We start from the raw sequence: 17,871 nt of genomic DNA on the forward strand, positions 1-17,871 counted from the left end.
TAAGAAACTCCTTGCTATAGGTATTTCGCCTGAACGTCTATATTCGCTCCAAGCAGGACAGAGGCGATGTGCTGCTCCGGTGCAGCCGCCACTTCCTTATACATTTTATCAATATATAAATGAGAAGCTTCAGGAAATTCTCTGATAAATTGTTTTCTCAGCTTTTCTCCAGCCTCATCTGTATCGACCAGCACATAAACCTCGTTTTGAAAGTACTCATCAATCAATTCATCCATTTTCGAAAGACTGATGGTCCCGTTTGTGCAAATGATTTCGACAGGTTCATTAATGACTTCCTGCACTTTGATCTTGTCGCTTTTGCCTTCTACAATAATGATTTTTGGAGCCTCCGCCATGACCATCACCTGTTCGTTTTGTCTTTCTCTATCCTATTCTCTCCTGAATGCGATGTTTCCTGCCAGGTGTGTCAGAAAGCATGAAAAGGCAGTGGAAGGGTCCACTGCCTTTTCATTAACACCAGCCGTTCTCATCATCACAATCAACATACTTTTCATCCGGTTTGGAAGGAACATCGGCCATTTGAAAGAAACGGTTCTCGGACTGCTCCAAACCGCTGTTCAATTGAAACCGGCTTCCGCCGTCACCGTATGTCATCGATCCGATCGGCTGATCATCAAGGTAAAGATTCAGCTGCCCGTCGGCAAACTTGCCGGTTACCTTATCTGTCACATCGATCCTTTGCTTTTTAAGCGTCAAGTCAAGCCCCTCCTTTTCTTATAGGATTTGCTCAACCTGAAGGATTCATGCTGGGTAAATTAGTCTTCGTTGGTCATTTCTGTGTATTGCTCAGCAGTCATAAGGTTTTCGATCTCACTCTTATCAGCCGGCTCAATCACAATCATCCACGCTTTTTCATAAGGGGATTCATTTACGTATTCCGGATTGTCATCAAGGTCTTCATTTACTTCGACAACCTTACCGCTGATTGGTGCATACAGTTCAGAAACCGTCTTAACTGATTCTACGGAACCAAAAGGCTCATCCGCTTTAATTTCAGCTCCGGCTTCAGGAAGCTCAACGAAGACGATGTCTCCAAGTTCGGATTGTGCAAAATGCGTAATACCTACGCGTACTTTATCCCCTTCAACTTTAACCCACTCATGCTCTTCAGAATAACGAAGTTCGTTTGGTGTATTCATCCTGTTCCCTCCACATTTTCGATTGTTTTATGGAAAAGACTGAGTCTCTTCTTACTTCCATACGTTCTCAAACTCGGCCTCTTTAAACCCGATCGTTACCGCATCATCAGAAGCCGTAATCGGTCTTTTAATGAGCATCCCGTCTGATGCCAGCACTTCGAGCATCTCCTCCTCGGACATGCCGGAAATCCGGTCTTTTAATCCAAGCTCCCGGTACTTCTGACCGCTTGTATTAAAAAATTTCTTTAACTCAAGGCCGCTTTTCTTCCAAAGACCCTTCAGCTCATCCTGATCCGGAGGATTTTCAGAAATATGTATGGCGTTCAGCTTATGGCCATGCTCTTCCAGCCACTTCTTGGCCTTTCTGCATGTACCGCACTTAGGATACCAGTAAAAATCCAAGCTAATCCTCCTCATTGTACAGCAAAGCCTGAAAAAATGGCTGCCTGCTGTTTGCAAAGCTACAGTCCTATTTTACTCATCTTTATAGAATGTTTGCAAGAACGAGCTATTCCCATTCAGGAATCCATTGATCTGTACTTGCTGTAAAAGGAAGCAGTACTTGGATTTACAGGGAAATAAAAGCGTCTCATCCGAGCACCATCTGCCCAATCCAGACTGCAAAAAAATACGCAGGTGCCAGGCACCTGCGTAACCGTTCTTAATTCACGTATCGGTTTGCATCAATAATGGCAGCAGCAATTTCACGCTTTTTCGCAATGACATTGATTGGTGTGAAGCGTGTAAATTTGCGGAGAGCGGAAATCATCATGCGCAGGGAATCACCGGACTCGATCGCAACAAGCGATTCTTTTGCATGAGCTTCGATTTCATTGAATGCTTCCTGGCAATACACCTGTGTGTAAAGGAGCTTCTGGCTGTTTTTCGCTTCACCTGAAGCAGCAATTGCTTTCTCTGTGCGCAGGATCGCTGATTCCATCGCATAGATGTTGTTGACGATGTCAGCAATATTCACTAGGATTTCCTGCTCTTTTTGCAGCTCCTGGCCATATTTCTGGGCTGCAGCACCAGCGATCAGCAAGCCGATCTTCTTTGCGTTTTTAAGCAGGTATTTCTCTTGTTCGAGCGTACCGTCTCCAACTTCTTCCGGCATCAGCATCATGATTTCTTCCTGCAGGGCCTGAGCCTTTTGAAGAAGCGGAAGCTCGCCTTTCATCGCTTTGCGGAGGAACGTTCCCGGTACAAGCAGGCGGTTGATTTCGTTCGTTCCTTCGAAAATCCGGTTGATCCTTGAATCACGGTAGGCTCTTTCTACCTCATATTCCTGCATAAAGCCATATCCGCCGTGGATTTGTACGCCTTCATCTGCTACATAATCAAGAGTTTCAGATCCAAATACTTTTCCAAGCGAGCACTCAATCGCGTATTCAGCAATGGAGGCTGCAACTGCCCGGCCGTCTTTTTGCTCTTCCTCTGAAAGCAGACCCATTCTTTCTTCAAAAAGGCCAACTGTCCGGTAAACTGAGCTTTCCATTGCGTATGTTTTGGAAGCCATGTTCGCAAGTTTTTCCTGAATAAGGCTGAATTTGGAGATCGGTGTTTTAAACTGCTGACGCTGATTGGCGTATTGAACGGAAACGTCGATAATGCGTTTTGAACCGCCGATTGTGCCGACTGCAAGCTTGTAGCGGCCGATGTTTAAGATATTGAAGGCGATGACATGCCCTTTTCCGAGTTCACCAAGCAAGTTCTCTTTCGGAACGAGCGCATCTTCCAAAATTAATGTTCTTGTAGAAGATCCCTTGATCCCCATTTTCTTTTCTTCAGGACCGGTGGAAACACCAGGGAATTCTTTTTCTACAATGAAAGCAGAGAAGTGTTCGCCATCCACCTTAGCGTATACGACGAACACATCAGCGAAAGCAGAGTTTGTGATCCACTGCTTCTCCCCGTTCAGCACATAATGAGTTCCTTCTGCATTCAGTTTCGCTGTCGTTCTTGCTCCGAGAGCATCTGAACCGGAACCAGGCTCTGTGAGTGCATAGGCAGCGATTCTCTGTCCGGTTGCCAGATCAGGAAGGTACTGCTGCTTTTGCTCCTCGTTTCCAAAAAGCACGATCGGGAGAGATCCAATCCCTACATGGGCCCCATAGGATAGTGAAAAGCTTCCTGCACGTGAAAATTTCTCTGTAATCAGGGCCGAACTGATTTTATCAAGACCAAGCCCCCCGTATGCTTCCGGCACATCTGCACCGAGAAGGCCAAGTTCTCCAGCCTGTTTCAGTAGCTTTACAGATTTATCAAACTGATGCTGTTCGATGTCTTCAAGCTGCGGAAGCACATCATTCACAACAAAATCCTCTGTTGTTTTTGCAATCATTTTGTGTTCTTCTGTAAAATCCTCCGGTGTGAACACGCGGTCAAATGCTGTATCCTCAACTAAAAAGCTTCCGCCCTTTGTTACCGTTTCTAATGATTTCGCCATTCTCTTTCCCTCCGATTCTTCTATTAAACTAATTCGAATACACCTGCTGCGCCCATTCCCCCGCCAATACACATCGTGACAACGCCAAACTGTTCATTTCTTCTCTTCATTTCATGAATGAGGGACAGCGTTAATTTTGCACCAGTACATCCGAGCGGATGGCCGAGTGCGATGGCTCCTCCATTTACATTCACCTTGTCTTCATCAAGTCCGAGTTCACGGATTACCTGAAGGGATTGGGAAGCAAAGGCTTCATTCAATTCAAAGAGGCCAACATCCTCTACAGTTAAACCTGCCATTCTGAGTGCTTTCGGAATCGCTGCAACCGGGCCGATCCCCATAACTTCAGGCGGTACACCTGCTACTGCGAAGGACCTGAACTTCACCATTGGCGCTAGCCCGAGAGCTTCTGCTTTTTCGCGGTCCATGACCATCACTGCTGCTGCACCGTCACTCGTCTGAGAAGAGTTTCCGGCAGTGACAGAACCCTTTACGTTAAAGGCCGGACGCAGCTTTGCCAGTACATCCTGAGTCGTTCCCGGGCGTACACCTTCATCCCTGGAAAACAAAACCGTTTTTTCTTTCAATTTATTATCCGATCCGACTGTCCGGAGTGTAACCTCTACAGGAACCGTTTCTTCATCGAACCTGCCGGCTTCAATGGCAGCTGCTGCTCGCTGGTGACTTCTGACTGCAAACGCATCCTGGTCTTCCCTGCTCACTCCGTATTTCCTGGCTACCTGTTCAGCAGTATGACCCATCCCCATGTAGTATTCCGGAGCTTCTTCTGCCAGTTTCGCGTTCGGACGGATCGTATGACCCATCATCGGCACAAGGCTCATAGATTCTGCTCCGCCTGCTATGATCGTATCCGAATGGCCGAGCATAATTTTTTCTGCTGCATACGCGATGGTTTGAAGACCCGAGGAACAATACCTGTTGATTGTTACAGCCGGGACAGTATGCGGGAGTCCTGCAAGCGCCCCGATGTTTCTCGCCATGTTGAGTCCCTGCTCTGCTTCCGGCATCGCACAACCAATGATCAGGTCATCGATGTTGCCCTCATAGTTACCTGCCCGTCTTAACGTTTCCTTTACAGCCAACGCTCCCAGATCATCCGGCCGCACACTGGCAAGCGTTCCTTTTTTCGCTCTTCCGACAGGTGTTCTCGCACCTGCTACAATGACCGCTTCTCTCATTCTGTACCCCTCCTTAGTTACGTAACGGCTTGCCTTTTACAAGCATGTGCTGCATGCGCTGCTGGGATTTCCCTTCGGAGACAAGACTTAAAAATGCCTCTCTTTCCAGGTCTAGCAAATACTGCTCATCAACTTTTGTACCGAACGGCACTTTTCCGCCTGACAGTACATAAGCAAGCTTTTTGGCAATCTTCAAATCATGCTCGGAAATGTAGCCTGAAAGATGCATCGTCTGTGCAGCCAGAAGCAAAGTAGCATAGCCGCTTTCCCCTGTGACCGGCACTTTTTCTTTTACAGGAGGGCGATAGCCGTTTTCATGAAGCTGGATGACAACCCTCTTGGCATCAAACAGCAAATGATCACCATTTATGCTGATTCCGTCCCTTGAATCAAGGAAATTGGCTTCACGCGCTTCAGCTGCAGAGGTGGACACCTTCGCCATTGCAACTGATTCGAATACTTTATTCGCAACATCCTGGAGATCAAAATCCATTCCCTTCGGCAGGCTGTTCAAATGTTTTAAGTAAAGTTCTTTGTTTCCGCCTCCGCCAGGAATCAGTCCGACACCGGCTTCCACAAGCCCCATATATGTTTCACTGGAAGCCTGGATTCTCGCAGCCGGAAGGCATATTTCCGCTCCTCCGCCGAGAGTCATGCCGAACGGAGCGGCTACTACAGGTTTTACGCTGTACTTGATTCTCTGCATCGCATTTTGGAACTGGCGGATGACCATATCGATCTCGAAGAAATTATCATCCTGCGCTTCCATGAGAATCATCGCAAGGTTGGCGCCTACACAGAAATTTTTACCCTGGTTTCCGATGACAAGCCCCTTATAGTTCAGTGCCACTTCATCGATCGCATAGTTGATCATCTGGATGATGTCCATACCTATGGCGTTGCTTTGAGAATGGAATTCCAGCAGGGCTACACCGTCCCCCAGATCAATCAGGCTGGCGCCGGAATTTTTCTTGATGACACCTTTCGTTTCTTTCAACGTTCTCAAGTTTATCGCTTTCTCATTCGTTTCGATTCTCCGGTATTCACCGTTGCTGTAATAGAAGCGGACACCGTTTTCTTCAATGTAGAAAGAAGCGTGGCCCTTTTCCATCATTTCCTGAACCCAAGAAGGGATCTCGTATCCTTGCTCTTTAAGCTTTGCCGCTGATTTTTCAAGTCCGATTGCATCCCAAAGCTCAAAAGGTCCTTTATCCCAGCCGAACCCCCACTTCATTGCCTGGTCAATCGATACAATGTCATCAGCGATTTCACCGAGGAGCTTAGCAGAATAGACCAGGGTAGGAGCTGTAATTCCCCATAGAAGCTGTCCTGCACGGTCATCGGCGTATATAAGCGCTTTCAATTTCTGTGATCCTTTAGCCTGCTTTGCCATTTCTATGGAAGCAGCACTCAGTTTTTGTCTTGGACTGTACTCCAGAGTTTCAGGGTTCAGTTCAAGGATATCCCTGCCTTCTTTCTTAAAGAATCCCTGTCCCGATTTAGCTCCAAGCCATCCGTTCTCAAGCATCCTCTTCATGAAGGAAGGAACATTGAAAACTTCTTTTTCTTTCTCATCTATGTTTTCATACACATTGTTTGCAACGTGTATAAATGTATCAAGTCCTACAACATCCAGTGTCCGAAACGTGGCACTTTTCGGCCTGCCGATCAGCGGTCCTGTAACTGAATCCACTTCTCCGACACTATAGCCTTTTTCAAGCATTTCTTTAACCGTTACAAGAAGTCCGTAGGTTCCGATTCTGTTCCCGATGAAATTCGGTGTGTCCTTTGCATGCACAACGCCTTTGCCAAGTACGTCCTCGCCGAAAGTTTTCATAAACTGAAGAACCTTTTCATCTGTATCCTTCGTCGGAATCACTTCAAGAAGCTTCAGATAGCGCGGCGGATTAAAGAAATGTGTTCCAAGAAAATGCTTTCTGAATTCCTCCGAACATTCTGAGGACATGGCTTCAATTGAAATTCCGGATGTGTTGGAGCTCACAATGCTCCCCGGCTTCCGGTGTTTTTCCACCTGGGCAAAAACTTTTTTCTTTACGTCCAGGTTTTCAACAACCACTTCAATAATCCAATCCGCTTCTGAAAGGCGGTGCATATGATCTTCGAAATTTCCGGCCTCTATCAGAGCCAGGTTCTTTTTGGAAGTAAGAGGTGCGGGCTTTTGCTTTAATAATTTTTGAATGGCTGTTCCGGCTAAGCGGCTTCTTACAGCCGAATCCTCCAGTGTCAGTCCTTTTTTCTGCTCATCCCCGGTAAGCTCCCTAGGTACGATGTCGAGCAGCAATACAGGGATCCCGATGTTTGCTAAGTGTGCTGCAATTCCGGATCCCATTACACCGGAGCCTAGCACTGCAGCTTTATTAATTTGCTGGACCATAAGTTTTCCCCCTTATTTGAATGAACACTCATTCATTTTTCCCTCAAAAAAATTTCTCCTCGCTTCTACTATAAAAGATTTAGAAAATTTCTTCAATACATTTAATGGATTTCCTGCGATTTTTCGCACCGGTTTAAGGCACGATACTTTTATATGGAGGTGAGGAAAATGGCTAAATTGAAAAAGAATCCTTCTAAGGCCGGTGTCAGTGCGGCAAGTGTTAAAGGGAACGCAGGCCCTGTCAATGAACATGACGGCGGCGGGAAGCGCACAAGCACAAATCAGCAGTACAAGAAGCAGAACATGGGAGAGGAATAACCCATGCAGACCCTCCTCTTTCAGAAGGTGAGGGTCTTTTATGGTTACTTCTTTATGACACCTTTCAAAACAAATGCAACATTGGCGGGGCGCTCAGCCAGTCTTCTCATGAAATACCCGTACCAGTCGCTGCCGTAAGGCACATACACACGCATTTTGTACCCCTCATTCACGAGTTCAAGCTGCCGTTCGGGACGGATTCCGAAAAGCATCTGAAATTCAAACTGATCAAGCGGGATGCTGTGCTCTTCAACCAGCTTTTTCGTATAATCGATAATCGCTTCATCATGTGTTGCGATGGCTGTATAGTTCCCATTCAGCAAATGCATTTTAATGATTTTTTTGAAGTTCTCGTCTACATTCGATTTTTCAGGAAACGCCACTTGAGGAGATTCCTTATATGCTCCTTTTACAAGACGAAGGTTCGGACTGTACTGGTTTAGATCCTCCATGTCTTCCACTGTGCGGTACAAATAGGCCTGAATAACAGTACCTACGTTATCGTATTCCTGCTTTAGCTTTTTGAAAATTTCAATCGTTTTCCCGCAGCGGCTGTAGTCTTCCATATCAATCGTTACGAATACGTCATTCCGCTTCGCTGCTTCTAAAATTCTCCGCATATTGTTCATGACCAGCGCATCGGAGATATCAAGTCCCATTGAAGTCATCTTCAAGGAAAGCTGCGACTGCAGTCTCTCTTTGCCGATCGCTTCTATAGCTTTAATGGAATTATCCGCCATCTCATTCGCTTCTTCCGCATTGTCAACAAATTCTCCCAGATAATCAATCGTAACCTCAAGACCTTTATCATTCAGCTGCCGGATGGCTTCTGTTGCAAGCTCAATCGTTTCTCCTGCTACAAATCGGGCTGCACCGAATTTCAGGCCATACCTCTTCGCTACTCTGGTAAGACTGCGGTTTTTAGATAAAAACAAGAAAAAATTGCGCATTACCTGTTCCATTGGTCATTCCTCCTGCAAACGCATACATTATATCTGAAAAATAAAATCCTTTGTATCGGGCAGTCATTCCTCTACTATATAAAGCGCCTTCAATTATTATTATTTTATCACCTTTCTGACTATTTGAATATCATTTTTTATCTCAGACTGTCGTTTCCTGTCAATGAATAAGATCATCCCATTTAGTGGAAGGATAGGTAGGATTAATGATCTTAAAGGAGGATATTTCATGCAGCAGGAGCCTATGCAAAACCAATCAAATGCCATGACCCAGCCGCCGGAAGTCGTATCTGTTAAAGACCACCTTTACTTGCAGGATATGCTTTCATGGAATCTTTTGGCCATGAAAAAAGCGCATTTTTTCGCGGAGCAATGCCAGAACCAGGAACTGAAAATGGAACTTGAGAAGGCAGGCCAGATGCACAGCCGCCATTATCAGACGGTGCTGAGCCACCTTCAGCCCAACCAATCCCAAACCCAGCCCCCGCTTCAATAATCAGCATCTAAAGGAGACAGGAAAATGAACCAGAATCAAAACCAGCAGCAGTCAGGGAAAATCGGAAACCCGGAAACCCAGGTTCCTAAAACTCCTCAAATGAACGAGCGCGATTTTGTAAACGACATCCTCGCTACCGAAAAATACATGACAGATGCCTACTGTACAGCAATGAACGAAATGAGCCATGAGAGCCTGTACAAAGACATTCAGTCGATCTTTAACGAAACACAAAACTGCCAAAGACATCTGTACGATCTCATGTTCAAACACGGCTGGTACACAGTCGAAGCAGAACAGCCGCAGAAAATGCAGCAATCCCACCAGCAATTCTCCGGCTACGCCCAGCAGCAAAACCCATACGGCGGCATGATGCAATAAAGAAAAGCGGAGGCGGCTTGCCCAGGCCCGACAAGCATAAGACAGTTCACCGGAGGAAGGTGGTCTTTCCTTCCGCAGGTGAAATGGCTTATGACCTCGAGGGCCTAGCCGCCGGAGCTGGAGAATAAGAAAAGCGGAGGGCGCTCGTTTAGCCGTGAGAGACGGTGGAGCTCTCGACCGGACGGCACTCGGCCAAAGTATAGAAAAAACCACCCGCGGGTGGTTTTTTTATGTGCTGATTCGAATCTTTTACGTGCCAACTCACACTATTAATGTGCCGAACTCATTTTACGTGCCAAAACCCCTCGTTCTCGTGCCGAATTCTGCTCTTCACTTGCCGGAACGGATCCTTTACGTGCCGATTCACACTATTTACGTGCCGAACTCATTTTACGTGCCAAAACCCCTCGTTCTCGTGCCGGATTCTGCTCTTCACGTGCCGAGCCGGATCTTTTACGTGCCGATTTGCAGTATTTTCGTGCCAAACTCTTTTTACGTGCCAAAAACCTTCTTTCTCGTGCCGGAATCTGCTCTTCTCGTGCCGAGCCGGATCCTTTACGTGCCGATTCACACTATTTACGTGCCGAACTCATTTTACGTGCCAAAACCCCTCATTCTCGTGCCGGATTCTGCTCTTCTCGTGCCGAGCCTGATCCTTTACGTGCCAATTCACGCTATTTACGTGCCAAACTTTTTTTACGTGCCAAAACCCCTCGTTCTCGTGCCGGAATCTGCTCTTCTCGTGCCGAGCCTGATCCTTTACGTGACAACTCACACTATTAACGTGCCAAACTTTTTTTACGTGCCAAAACCCCTCGGTTTCGTGCCGGAATCTGCTCTTCTCGTGCCGAGCCTGATCGTTTACGTGCCAAACTTTTTTTACATGCCAAAACCCCTCGGTTTCGTGCCGGACGCTGCTTTTCACATGCCGATCAAGATCCTTTACGTGCCGATTCACAGTATTTTCGTGCCAAACTCTTTTTACGTGCCAAGACCCTTCTTTTTCGTGCCGAGCCGAATCTTTTACGTACCGATTCACACTAACTACATGCCGAATTCATTAACCTCCTATCCCCCTCCCAAAAAATCAAAAAACACCGGCTGCATGTCCGCTGCCGGTGTTCAATCTTTTTTCTGGTTTTGTTCTCTGTGTTTTTCGTTCATTTCTTTTACTTCAGTGCTGATGGTTTTCATCGTTTCTTTAAATTCGGGGTATTCGGAGTTCCAGTGCCTGACAAGGTTTGGCATGGTTTTAGCCATGTGGGTGTAAAGTGACCATAATTTGACTTTTTCCTGCTGGTGTTCGTTTTGGCTTCCTACCAGGAGGTCTGAATACTTTTCAAGCAGACCGTCGAACTGGTCTTTGAATTTTTGATCCATTGTCATCCTCCGTATCCTTTTGGCAGTTTGGCGCACAGCGCAGGACAGGTTTTACATCGCGCACCGCGTTCTGAGGTTAGGTAAAACAGACAGCATGTCCTTCTCATGCGGATTTCACGGCCTGTCTCCGGCTGGATTGAGATGGCGCCATTGAAACGTGCCAGCGGATTATAATGAAAATCTCCAAACAATGACCCATCAGCTTCAGAGAGCACGAATTGAAAGTCTTCTTCAGCGCGCTGCAGGTCCAGCGTTTCCGGTGGTGTACTTAGAAGAGTTTCATACATCCATCTTACGTAGATGCAGACATTTTCCCACAGGATCCACTTGGATATTCCTGTAAGTCTCGCTCCTGTCTGGATCAGCGGGTGAATGTTCTCAGAAAAAAGCTGTTTTAATGCTGAGTCACGCCAGTCTGCCCGGGTTGGGAAATCTTCGGGAACAGAAGCTTCCATCTTGTGAAAATAAAAAGAAGGCAGCCATAAAGGGTCTTGATCATCTGTTTCCAGTGATAAATTTCCAGGGCGCAAGTCCGGCATTTTTTCAAAAACGGTCATCGAATATAAACTAAGGGCTGCAAGAAAACCATATCGCTTCATTAACAGGGAAACAGCTGTTTTCCGGTCGGGCGCATCAATTTTAGGACCGGCCTTGTCCAGATATGCTTCCAGCTGTGCTTCTTTTAAAAGCTCACTCACTTCTACAGAAAGAGTGGAGTGAAGTTGTGTTCTGCCCAGGCGGAATTTATCCAATTCCGCCAGTTCCTTTTTAAGGTATTCAGCCATTCATGCTCACTTCTTTCAGTATACAGCGCCCTCTTCCATGCGGGATGCAGAGCGGTGTCCCGAACAATGGATCGACTGTGACTTCACAATTCATTTCAAAAACTTCCTGAACCAGGCTGCAGCTGATGACTTCCTCCGGCTTCCCCTGTGAATGGATTTTCCGGTCCTTGATCGCAACGAGGTGGTGGGCGTATCGGCAAGCGAGATTCAAATCATGCAGCACCATTACAATCGTACGGTTTTCCTTTTCGTTCAATTCAAAAAGCAAATCCAGAATTTCAATCTGATGCGTCATATCGAGATAGGTGGTCGGTTCATCCAAAAGAATAATCTCCGTATCCTGGGCGAGGGTCATAGCTATCCAGGCACGCTGGCGCTGGCCTCCTGACAACGAATCTACCGGTCTGTCCGCAAGTTCAAGCATCCTGGTGGATTTCAGTGCCTTCTGAACAGCCTCTTCATCATCCTTTGACCACTGGCTGAGCCAATTCTGATAAGGATACCGTCCTTGCTTAACAAGCTGCAGAACGGTCAGTCCTTCCGGAGCTGAAGGTCCTTGAGGCAGGATAGCAAGTTTTTTGGCTACCTCCTTTGTCGGCAGCTTGGCAATGGATCCGCCTTCCAGCAGGACGGAGCCTTCGCTCGGCTTGAGCAGCCGGGCCAGCGACCGGAGCAGCGTGGATTTCCCGCACCCGTTGCTTCCGATAAACACGGTTATCTCCCCTTTTGGAAGGGTTAAGTCCAATTCATCTATGATCAGCGTCTCTCCATAGGAGAGTGTAAGAGATTTCGTTTCGATTGCATTCATATATCTCGCCCCTTTATTGATTGAAGCTGCTATTACGTATTTCTCGTTTTATACAGCAAATAGATAAAATAAGGTGCGCCGATTGCTGCCGTGAACACGCCTGCCGGAATTTCCAGCGGTGAAAAAAGTGTCCTTCCGGCCAGGTCGGCAATCATGACAAGAAAAGCTCCTATGACAGCTGAAACCGGGAGCATGGCTCCAAATGATGACCCGACAAGCCTTCTGGCAATATGCGGCGCCATTAGCCCGACAAATCCAATCGCTCCGGCAAACGCCACCGCTGTACCGGTTAATGCAGTACCAAGCAGCAGGAGCAGCAGACGGTTCCGCTGGACGGAGCTTCCCGCTCCGGTGCCAAGATCATCCCCAAGCCCCTGCAGGTTGACTGTACGGACAACCGCCGCAGTTAATAAAAGGAGAACGATTGTGACAGGCAGCATAATTTTCACCTGCTGCCAGGTGGCGCCATAAACGGTGCCTGTGATCCATGTGTTAGCCTGTGCAGCCTGGTGAATCGGTCCTTTGATCATCATCAGCGTTGTCAGGGAATCTGCAAGCTGGGAGAAGCCGATTCCTATCAGGACAAGGCGAAATGAGGAAGCTCCGCCCTTCCAGGAAAGTGCGTAGACGATGAATCCGACAATCAGCGCTCCGAGGAACGAAGCCACAGGCATCCATTGAATACTTACGGTCAATGCATTGTTTTTATCACTGAAGAATGCCAGAAATGAAACAACTGCAAGAGATGCACCACCTGTAATGCCGATAATATCCGGCGAAGCGAGCGGATTTCTGATAATTCCCTGAAGGATGGCACCGGCTGCAGCCAGGCAGATCCCAGCTAGGATGGCAACCAGAATTCTAGGCATCCTGAATGAAGAAATGATCAGCATATTCATATCTGTACCGAAGCCTGCCATTGATTTCACCACTTCTATAGGGCTCATCATGACTTCTCCGGCACCAGTGCTCACTAAAAAGCCAAGCAGCAGGATAGCAGCCGCTGCGAAGAACACCTTCACAGCTCTCTTATCTATTAAAAAGGATATTTTCCAAAGCCGGAAGGTCCAATGCTTCTTCATGCCTGATCAAACCCCTTTCTCGCGATATAGATAAAGAAAGGTGTGCCGATCAGAGCAGTCATGACTCCTACAGGAACTTCTTCCGGCATGATAACATATCTGGCAGCAATATCGGAAACCGTCAGCAATATTCCGCCAAGGACAGCCGAGTAGGGAATAATCCATCTGTGGTCGTTTCCGATCAGGTACCGGGCAAGATGCGGAATGACAATTCCAACGAAGCTGATTGGTCCCGATACCGACACTGCTCCTCCTGCAAGCAGGATTACGGCGGCAGCTGCAAAAAGCTTTACTGTTCCCGTTTTCTGACCAAGCCCTCTTGCTACATCCTCACCCATTGTTAAAATGTTGATTTTTGGTGCAAGGAAAGCGCAGATGATAAACGCCGCGGCCAAATAAGGCCAAACTGATGCAAGCGCCTCAAGCTTTCTTCCCTGAATGGAACCGGCCAGCCAGAACAAGACCTGATCCAGAGCCGCTTCATCGATCACAAGAAGTCCCTGTGTCAGCGAGCTGAATAATGCGGCAATCGCAGCTCCTGCGAGTGTGAGTTTTACGGGGGTCAGCCCTTCCCGCCCCATTGCTCCGACAAAATAGACTGTAAACGCTGCAGCTGCGGCACCGAGAAAAGCAAGCCATGTGTATGCGGCAAGGGATGAGACATGAAAAATGGAAACTGCCGCGACTACGAAAAAGCCTGCACCTGCATTAATTCCAAAGACACCCGGTGAAGCGAGAGGATTTTTTGTCAAAGCCTGCATGATAGCCCCTGCAATGGCAAGGCTTGCTCCGACCAGTGCAGCGATTAATGCTCTTGGAAGCCTGACGGTCGTCAGGATTATATGTTCATTTGAGCCGTTAAACTCTGTAAAAGCCTGATAAGCGAGCGCCCAGTCTGTGCGTGCATAGCCATACACAATACTTGAACACATGCTTACAACGAGAATAAGGGTTAGTGCGATCAATAGAAATAATTTTTGGGAAAATGACTTAAACAGCATATTTACTCTCCGTATGCGAATCATCTAGATTAGACATATATAGTCTACGATTATTGTAACAAAAGTAATTGAATTTGAAAATCATTTTCAATTACATATTGACATCGCATACATTCGGCAATTATTATTTTAATTGGAAATGAAAATCATTATCAAAACGGGGGTACCAAGATGAGAAATACATATAAAAAGCCATGGCTCAGTCTGACTGCATTATTGCTATGCCTTACTCTGCTGCTTGCAGCATGCGGCGGCAATACAGATTCAAATAAGGAAGAGGCAAGCGAGAAAGAGACTTTTACAGTTAAGCATGCGATGGGTGAAGCCAAAGTACCCAAGAAGCCTGAACGCGTAGTGGTCCTCACAAATGAAGGTACAGAAGCTGCGCTTGCGATGGGCGTTAAACCTGTTGGAGCCGTTCAATCCTGGCTTGGCGATCCATGGTACGAGCATATTAAGAATGATATGAAAGATGTTGAAGTGGTTGGAACTGAAAGCGAAGTAAACGCAGAAGCAATCGCTGCTCTTAAACCGGATCTGATCATCGGCAACAAAATGCGCCAGGAAGCGGTTTATGAAAAACTAAGTGCGATTGCACCGACGGTCTTCACTGAAACGTTGAGAGGAGACTGGAAGGAAAACTTTTCCCTTTACTCTAAAGCGCTGGATCGTGAAGAAGAGGGCAAAAAAGTGATCGCTGATTTCGACGGAAGAATTGATTCGATTAAAGAGAAGGCTGGAGACCAGCTTTCCCAGAAAGTTTCTGTAGTCCGTTTTATGGCAGGGAAAACCCGCATCTACTATAAAGATTCTTTCTCCGGAGTCATTCTTGACCAGCTTGGAATCAAGCATACAGAGGAAACAGATAAGCTGTTTGCTGCCGACAAGGAAGATCAATTTATGAGAGAAGTCGGAAAAGAAGCCATCCCGCAAATGGACGCAGATAAGCTGTTCTACTTTACTTATGCCCCTGCAGGCGATACAGAAGGCGTTAAAATGGAAGAGGATTTCACCGAAGATCCACTTTGGAAGAACTTGAGCGCTGTGAAAGAAGGCAATGCACACAAAGTCGATGACGCAGTATGGAATACAGCTGGCGGCGTCATGGCAGCCAATAAAATGCTGGATGAAATTGAAAAATATTATGTAGAAAAATAAGCAGGAAGCAGGGGACCAAAGGTCTCCTGCTTTTTTGTGTGCCTGCGAATACCGGCTGGACCGTTGGGGTATGGTTAAACTAGTGAGTACTAGGAATGGATGTGAGTAGATGGGACAGGCGATTTTATGGGGTGCTTTTGCCGGATCATCAATTCTCATTGGGGCACTTGCGGCTATTTTTTTTCAGATTCCCAAACGGGCTGTTGGTTGGATTATGTCTTTTGGAACCGGTATATTGATAGGCGCTGCCTCTTTTGATCTCCTTGAAGAGTCCCTGGAAGGCGGGGGCATGACCGCTACTTCCCTCGGATTTCTGGGAGGCGCCCTCCTTTTTACTGTAAGCGAATTAATCATCGCGAGCAAAGGCGGCCATAAAAGAAAAAGATCTGAAAAAAATCCGGAGAACCATTCTGGAATCTCGATATTTATCGGGAGCATAATTGATGCCATTCCTGAATCTGTCATCATTGGGGTAAGCATTCTGCAGCAGGGTACGGTAAGTGTTTTAATGGTGATCGCTGTTTTCATCAGTAATTTCCCTGAAGGATTATCAAGTACGAGCGGATTGTTAAAGGACGGGTATTCGAGGAGAAAGGTATTGCTGATGTGGATCATTGTCGTTGCTCTCGCAACAGGAAGCTCAATGCTCGGCTATTCCTTCCTCCAGGAGGCCTCTCCGGCTTTGACCGCCTCGATTGGTGCATTTGCTGCCGGCGGGATTATCGCGATGGTGGCAGCTACGATGATGCCGGAAGCATTTGAGGAAGGCGGGCCAATCGTGGGGATGATTACTGCGCTTGGCGTATTGTGTTCGATGATCCTGACTCAAGTATGAACGCAAAGGGGCTGTGCAGGTGAAGGCAGTTTTTCTCATACATATGTGACAGCTAATGAAGGGACCTCCGTCTTAGACGGAGGTCCCTTCATTAACCTGGTCAACGTGCATAACGTAAAGCGAAACAATGGATGGATTCACCCTGTCAATATATCTTCATTCGGGTAGCGGTACGTACTCTTAGCTGCCGGTGTCGCTAAGGAATAGATGAGGGTCAGCGGTCCAAGCTTCCCAAGAAACATGATGAACACAAGGATCAGCTTTCCAAGGGAGGAAAAAGAGGCTGTCACTCCCATGGAAAGACCGACTGTTCCGAAAGCTGATACGACTTCAAACAGGATCTCCAAAAAGGATTCATCCTCGGTAATGGTCATTAGAAAAATGGCGGAAATCACAAACAGGATGGCAACGATCGTGATGGAAAGAGAGCGGATTATGTAGCCGGAATCCAGAGAGCGCCTTCCAATATTGATCTCTTTTCTCCCTTTCAAAAAGGTAACAGTAGCAAGCAGGATAACGAGGGCGGTAGTCAGTTTGATTCCGCCTCCGGTTGACGCACTTCCTGCACCGATAAACATTAGGATAATGATGTAAAACAAGGATGCCTCATGCATGGCGCCCATGTCCAATGTGTTAAACCCTGCTGTGCGGGGAGAAGCAGCCTGAAACCAGGAAGCCCACAGCTTATCTCCCAGTGAGAGGCTGCCAAGTGTTCCCGGGTTCCCATATTCCAGAACAAACAAAACGAGCATGGAGACAAGATTCAGGACCAGCGTAGCAATCAGCATGATTTTTGTGTGGAGGCTGAATTTCCTGAACTTCTTTTTCTGCCACATGTCTACAAGGACTGTAAACCCGATTCCCCCAACGATAAAAAGGAAGCTGATCACGATATTGATGATCGGGTTGCCGACATATCCGATCAGGTTATCAGAGAATAAACCGAATCCCGCATTGTTAAAGGCAGATATCGCATGGAACAAGCTGTAAAAAAGACCCTTTACCCAGCCGAATTCAGGTACCCATACGAATGCCAGGAAGATCATGGCTGCAAGCTCGATGGCGAAAGCAAAAATAAACATATATTTCACCAACCGGATGACTCCGCCGATATTGGTCTGATTTAGAGCCTGCTGCATAATGAGCCGGTCCTTCATTCCAACCTTCCTGCCAAGCATCATATAAATCAGGACAGCGAAAGACATGATTCCAAGTCCTCCTACTTGAATAAGCAGCGCGATTACAGCCTGCCCGAACATCGTAAAAGCGGTACTTGGATCAACCGTTGACAGACCGGTTACTGTCATCGCAGAAGCTGAAACAAATAATGCATCCACCCATGAGATCCCCTCAGTTGTAGAGATCGGGAGCTTCAGCAGACAAGTCCCAAGCGTAATGCCGGTCATGAAGGTCAGCACCAGCAATTGTGACGGTTTTAGCTTAATCACTTTCGGCATCTTCATTG

General features: G+C 46.9%; 19 protein-coding genes. 5 read left to right on the forward strand and 14 right to left on the reverse strand.

Annotated elements, in window-relative coordinates; genetic code table 11:
* Positions 1-14: 14 nt before the first annotated feature.
* The 7 genes from GKZ89_RS10820 to GKZ89_RS10850 form a co-directional block, all read right to left on the reverse strand.
* The gene (locus GKZ89_RS10820; protein WP_241680216.1) at positions 15-356 is read right to left on the reverse strand and encodes a toprim domain-containing protein; all 342 of its coding nucleotides are present in this window, start codon (positions 354-356) and stop codon (positions 15-17) included.
* A 115-nt stretch (positions 357-471) separates the two neighbouring features.
* Positions 472-717: a YusG family protein gene (locus GKZ89_RS10825; RefSeq protein ID WP_155112418.1), complete on the reverse strand. Its 246-nt coding sequence runs from the start codon at positions 715-717 to the stop codon at positions 472-474.
* Between the two features lie 59 nt (positions 718-776).
* The gene (gene gcvH, locus GKZ89_RS10830; RefSeq protein ID WP_155112419.1) at positions 777-1,160 is read right to left on the reverse strand and encodes a glycine cleavage system protein GcvH; all 384 of its coding nucleotides are present in this window, start codon (positions 1,158-1,160) and stop codon (positions 777-779) included.
* 51 nt (positions 1,161-1,211) lie between these two features.
* A complete protein-coding gene (locus GKZ89_RS10835; RefSeq protein ID WP_162356746.1) occupies positions 1,212-1,568 on the reverse strand; it encodes a Spx/MgsR family RNA polymerase-binding regulatory protein in 357 nt (118 codons plus the stop codon).
* A 253-nt stretch (positions 1,569-1,821) separates the two neighbouring features.
* Complete coding sequence (locus GKZ89_RS10840) at positions 1,822-3,606, reverse strand: acyl-CoA dehydrogenase family protein (protein WP_155112421.1); 1,785 nt, start codon at positions 3,604-3,606, stop codon at positions 1,822-1,824.
* Between the two features lie 23 nt (positions 3,607-3,629).
* Complete coding sequence (locus tag GKZ89_RS10845; protein ID WP_155112422.1) at positions 3,630-4,805, reverse strand: acetyl-CoA C-acetyltransferase; 1,176 nt, start codon at positions 4,803-4,805, stop codon at positions 3,630-3,632.
* 13 nt (positions 4,806-4,818) lie between these two features.
* Complete coding sequence (locus GKZ89_RS10850; protein ID WP_155112423.1) at positions 4,819-7,200, reverse strand: 3-hydroxyacyl-CoA dehydrogenase/enoyl-CoA hydratase family protein; 2,382 nt, start codon at positions 7,198-7,200, stop codon at positions 4,819-4,821.
* A 168-nt stretch (positions 7,201-7,368) separates the two neighbouring features.
* On the opposite strand from GKZ89_RS10850, the gene GKZ89_RS10855 reads away from it, so the two are divergent.
* Positions 7,369-7,518, forward strand: coding sequence for a YuzL family protein (locus tag GKZ89_RS10855; protein ID WP_155112424.1), 150 nt, complete (start codon positions 7,369-7,371; stop codon positions 7,516-7,518).
* Between the two features lie 44 nt (positions 7,519-7,562).
* Here GKZ89_RS10855 and GKZ89_RS10860 read toward each other — a convergent pair whose 3' ends face one another.
* Positions 7,563-8,480, reverse strand: coding sequence for a proline dehydrogenase family protein (locus GKZ89_RS10860; protein WP_155112425.1), 918 nt, complete (start codon positions 8,478-8,480; stop codon positions 7,563-7,565).
* A gap of 229 nt (positions 8,481-8,709) precedes the next feature.
* Between GKZ89_RS10860 and GKZ89_RS10865 the strand changes: the two genes are divergently transcribed.
* Both GKZ89_RS10865 and GKZ89_RS10870 read left to right on the forward strand, forming a co-directional pair.
* Positions 8,710-8,976 (forward strand): hypothetical protein, encoded by a 267-nt coding sequence (locus GKZ89_RS10865; protein ID WP_155112426.1) that lies wholly within the window; start codon positions 8,710-8,712, stop codon positions 8,974-8,976.
* Between the two features lie 24 nt (positions 8,977-9,000).
* Complete coding sequence (locus GKZ89_RS10870; RefSeq protein WP_155112427.1) at positions 9,001-9,357, forward strand: spore coat protein; 357 nt, start codon at positions 9,001-9,003, stop codon at positions 9,355-9,357.
* Between the two features lie 1,122 nt (positions 9,358-10,479).
* Here the strand turns inward: GKZ89_RS10870 and GKZ89_RS10875 are convergent.
* From GKZ89_RS10875 to GKZ89_RS10895, 5 genes are read right to left on the reverse strand one after another with little or no spacing between them, the layout of a single operon-like run.
* Entirely contained in the window at positions 10,480-10,737 is a 258-nt protein-coding gene (locus GKZ89_RS10875; RefSeq protein ID WP_155112428.1) for a DUF2573 family protein, read from the reverse strand.
* A gap of 2 nt (positions 10,738-10,739) precedes the next feature.
* A complete protein-coding gene (locus GKZ89_RS10880) occupies positions 10,740-11,522 on the reverse strand; it encodes an IucA/IucC family C-terminal-domain containing protein (protein WP_155112479.1) in 783 nt (260 codons plus the stop codon).
* The gene (locus GKZ89_RS10885; protein WP_155112429.1) at positions 11,515-12,330 is read right to left on the reverse strand and encodes an ABC transporter ATP-binding protein; all 816 of its coding nucleotides are present in this window, start codon (positions 12,328-12,330) and stop codon (positions 11,515-11,517) included. The genes GKZ89_RS10880 and GKZ89_RS10885 overlap by 8 nt, the downstream gene beginning before the upstream one ends.
* A gap of 32 nt (positions 12,331-12,362) precedes the next feature.
* Entirely contained in the window at positions 12,363-13,412 is a 1,050-nt protein-coding gene (locus GKZ89_RS10890; RefSeq protein WP_155112430.1) for a FecCD family ABC transporter permease, read from the reverse strand.
* A complete protein-coding gene (locus GKZ89_RS10895) occupies positions 13,409-14,413 on the reverse strand; it encodes a FecCD family ABC transporter permease (RefSeq protein ID WP_155112431.1) in 1,005 nt (334 codons plus the stop codon). The genes GKZ89_RS10890 and GKZ89_RS10895 overlap by 4 nt, the downstream gene beginning before the upstream one ends.
* Before the next feature lie 171 nt (positions 14,414-14,584).
* On the opposite strand from GKZ89_RS10895, the gene GKZ89_RS10900 reads away from it, so the two are divergent.
* Both GKZ89_RS10900 and GKZ89_RS10905 read left to right on the forward strand, forming a co-directional pair.
* On the forward strand, positions 14,585-15,571 hold the full coding sequence (locus GKZ89_RS10900) for an ABC transporter substrate-binding protein (protein WP_155112432.1): 987 nt from the start codon (positions 14,585-14,587) through the stop codon (positions 15,569-15,571).
* Positions 15,572-15,680: 109 nt separating this feature from the next.
* Entirely contained in the window at positions 15,681-16,406 is a 726-nt protein-coding gene (locus tag GKZ89_RS10905; RefSeq protein WP_155112433.1) for a ZIP family metal transporter, read from the forward strand.
* Between the two features lie 137 nt (positions 16,407-16,543).
* Here the strand turns inward: GKZ89_RS10905 and GKZ89_RS10910 are convergent, their stop codons facing one another.
* The gene (locus GKZ89_RS10910; protein ID WP_155112434.1) at positions 16,544-17,869 is read right to left on the reverse strand and encodes a TrkH family potassium uptake protein; all 1,326 of its coding nucleotides are present in this window, start codon (positions 17,867-17,869) and stop codon (positions 16,544-16,546) included.
* Between the last annotated feature and the right edge of the window lie 2 nt (positions 17,870-17,871).

This window comes from Metabacillus mangrovi, from assembly GCF_009711125.1.
Taxonomy (GTDB): Bacteria; Bacillota; Bacilli; order Bacillales; family Bacillaceae; genus Metabacillus_B; species Metabacillus_B mangrovi.

Excerpts from the sequence above, each read along its gene's own strand:
- GKZ89_RS10820 (WP_241680216.1), bottom strand. The coding sequence starts at position 356 with ATGGCGGAGGCTCCAAAAATCATTATTGTAGAAGGCAAAAGCGACAAG.
- gcvH (WP_155112419.1), bottom strand. The coding sequence starts at position 1,160 with ATGAATACACCAAACGAACTTCGTTATTCTGAAGAGCATGAGTGGGTT.
- GKZ89_RS10870 (WP_155112427.1), top strand. The coding sequence starts at position 9,001 with ATGAACCAGAATCAAAACCAGCAGCAGTCAGGGAAAATCGGAAACCCG.
- GKZ89_RS10850 (WP_155112423.1), bottom strand. The coding sequence starts at position 7,200 with ATGGTCCAGCAAATTAATAAAGCTGCAGTGCTAGGCTCCGGTGTAATG.
- GKZ89_RS10840 (WP_155112421.1), bottom strand. The coding sequence starts at position 3,606 with ATGGCGAAATCATTAGAAACGGTAACAAAGGGCGGAAGCTTTTTAGTT.
- GKZ89_RS10855 (WP_155112424.1), top strand. The coding sequence starts at position 7,369 with ATGGCTAAATTGAAAAAGAATCCTTCTAAGGCCGGTGTCAGTGCGGCA.
- GKZ89_RS10880 (WP_155112479.1), bottom strand. The coding sequence starts at position 11,522 with ATGGCTGAATACCTTAAAAAGGAACTGGCGGAATTGGATAAATTCCGC.
- GKZ89_RS10910 (WP_155112434.1), bottom strand. The coding sequence starts at position 17,869 with ATGAAGATGCCGAAAGTGATTAAGCTAAAACCGTCACAATTGCTGGTG.
- GKZ89_RS10885 (WP_155112429.1), bottom strand. The coding sequence starts at position 12,330 with ATGAATGCAATCGAAACGAAATCTCTTACACTCTCCTATGGAGAGACG.
- GKZ89_RS10875 (WP_155112428.1), bottom strand. The coding sequence starts at position 10,737 with ATGGATCAAAAATTCAAAGACCAGTTCGACGGTCTGCTTGAAAAGTAT.
- GKZ89_RS10905 (WP_155112433.1), top strand. The coding sequence starts at position 15,681 with ATGGGACAGGCGATTTTATGGGGTGCTTTTGCCGGATCATCAATTCTC.
- GKZ89_RS10900 (WP_155112432.1), top strand. The coding sequence starts at position 14,585 with ATGAGAAATACATATAAAAAGCCATGGCTCAGTCTGACTGCATTATTG.
- GKZ89_RS10845 (WP_155112422.1), bottom strand. The coding sequence starts at position 4,805 with ATGAGAGAAGCGGTCATTGTAGCAGGTGCGAGAACACCTGTCGGAAGA.
- GKZ89_RS10865 (WP_155112426.1), top strand. The coding sequence starts at position 8,710 with ATGCAGCAGGAGCCTATGCAAAACCAATCAAATGCCATGACCCAGCCG.
- GKZ89_RS10895 (WP_155112431.1), bottom strand. The coding sequence starts at position 14,413 with ATGCTGTTTAAGTCATTTTCCCAAAAATTATTTCTATTGATCGCACTA.
- GKZ89_RS10860 (WP_155112425.1), bottom strand. The coding sequence starts at position 8,480 with ATGGAACAGGTAATGCGCAATTTTTTCTTGTTTTTATCTAAAAACCGC.
- GKZ89_RS10890 (WP_155112430.1), bottom strand. The coding sequence starts at position 13,412 with ATGAAGAAGCATTGGACCTTCCGGCTTTGGAAAATATCCTTTTTAATA.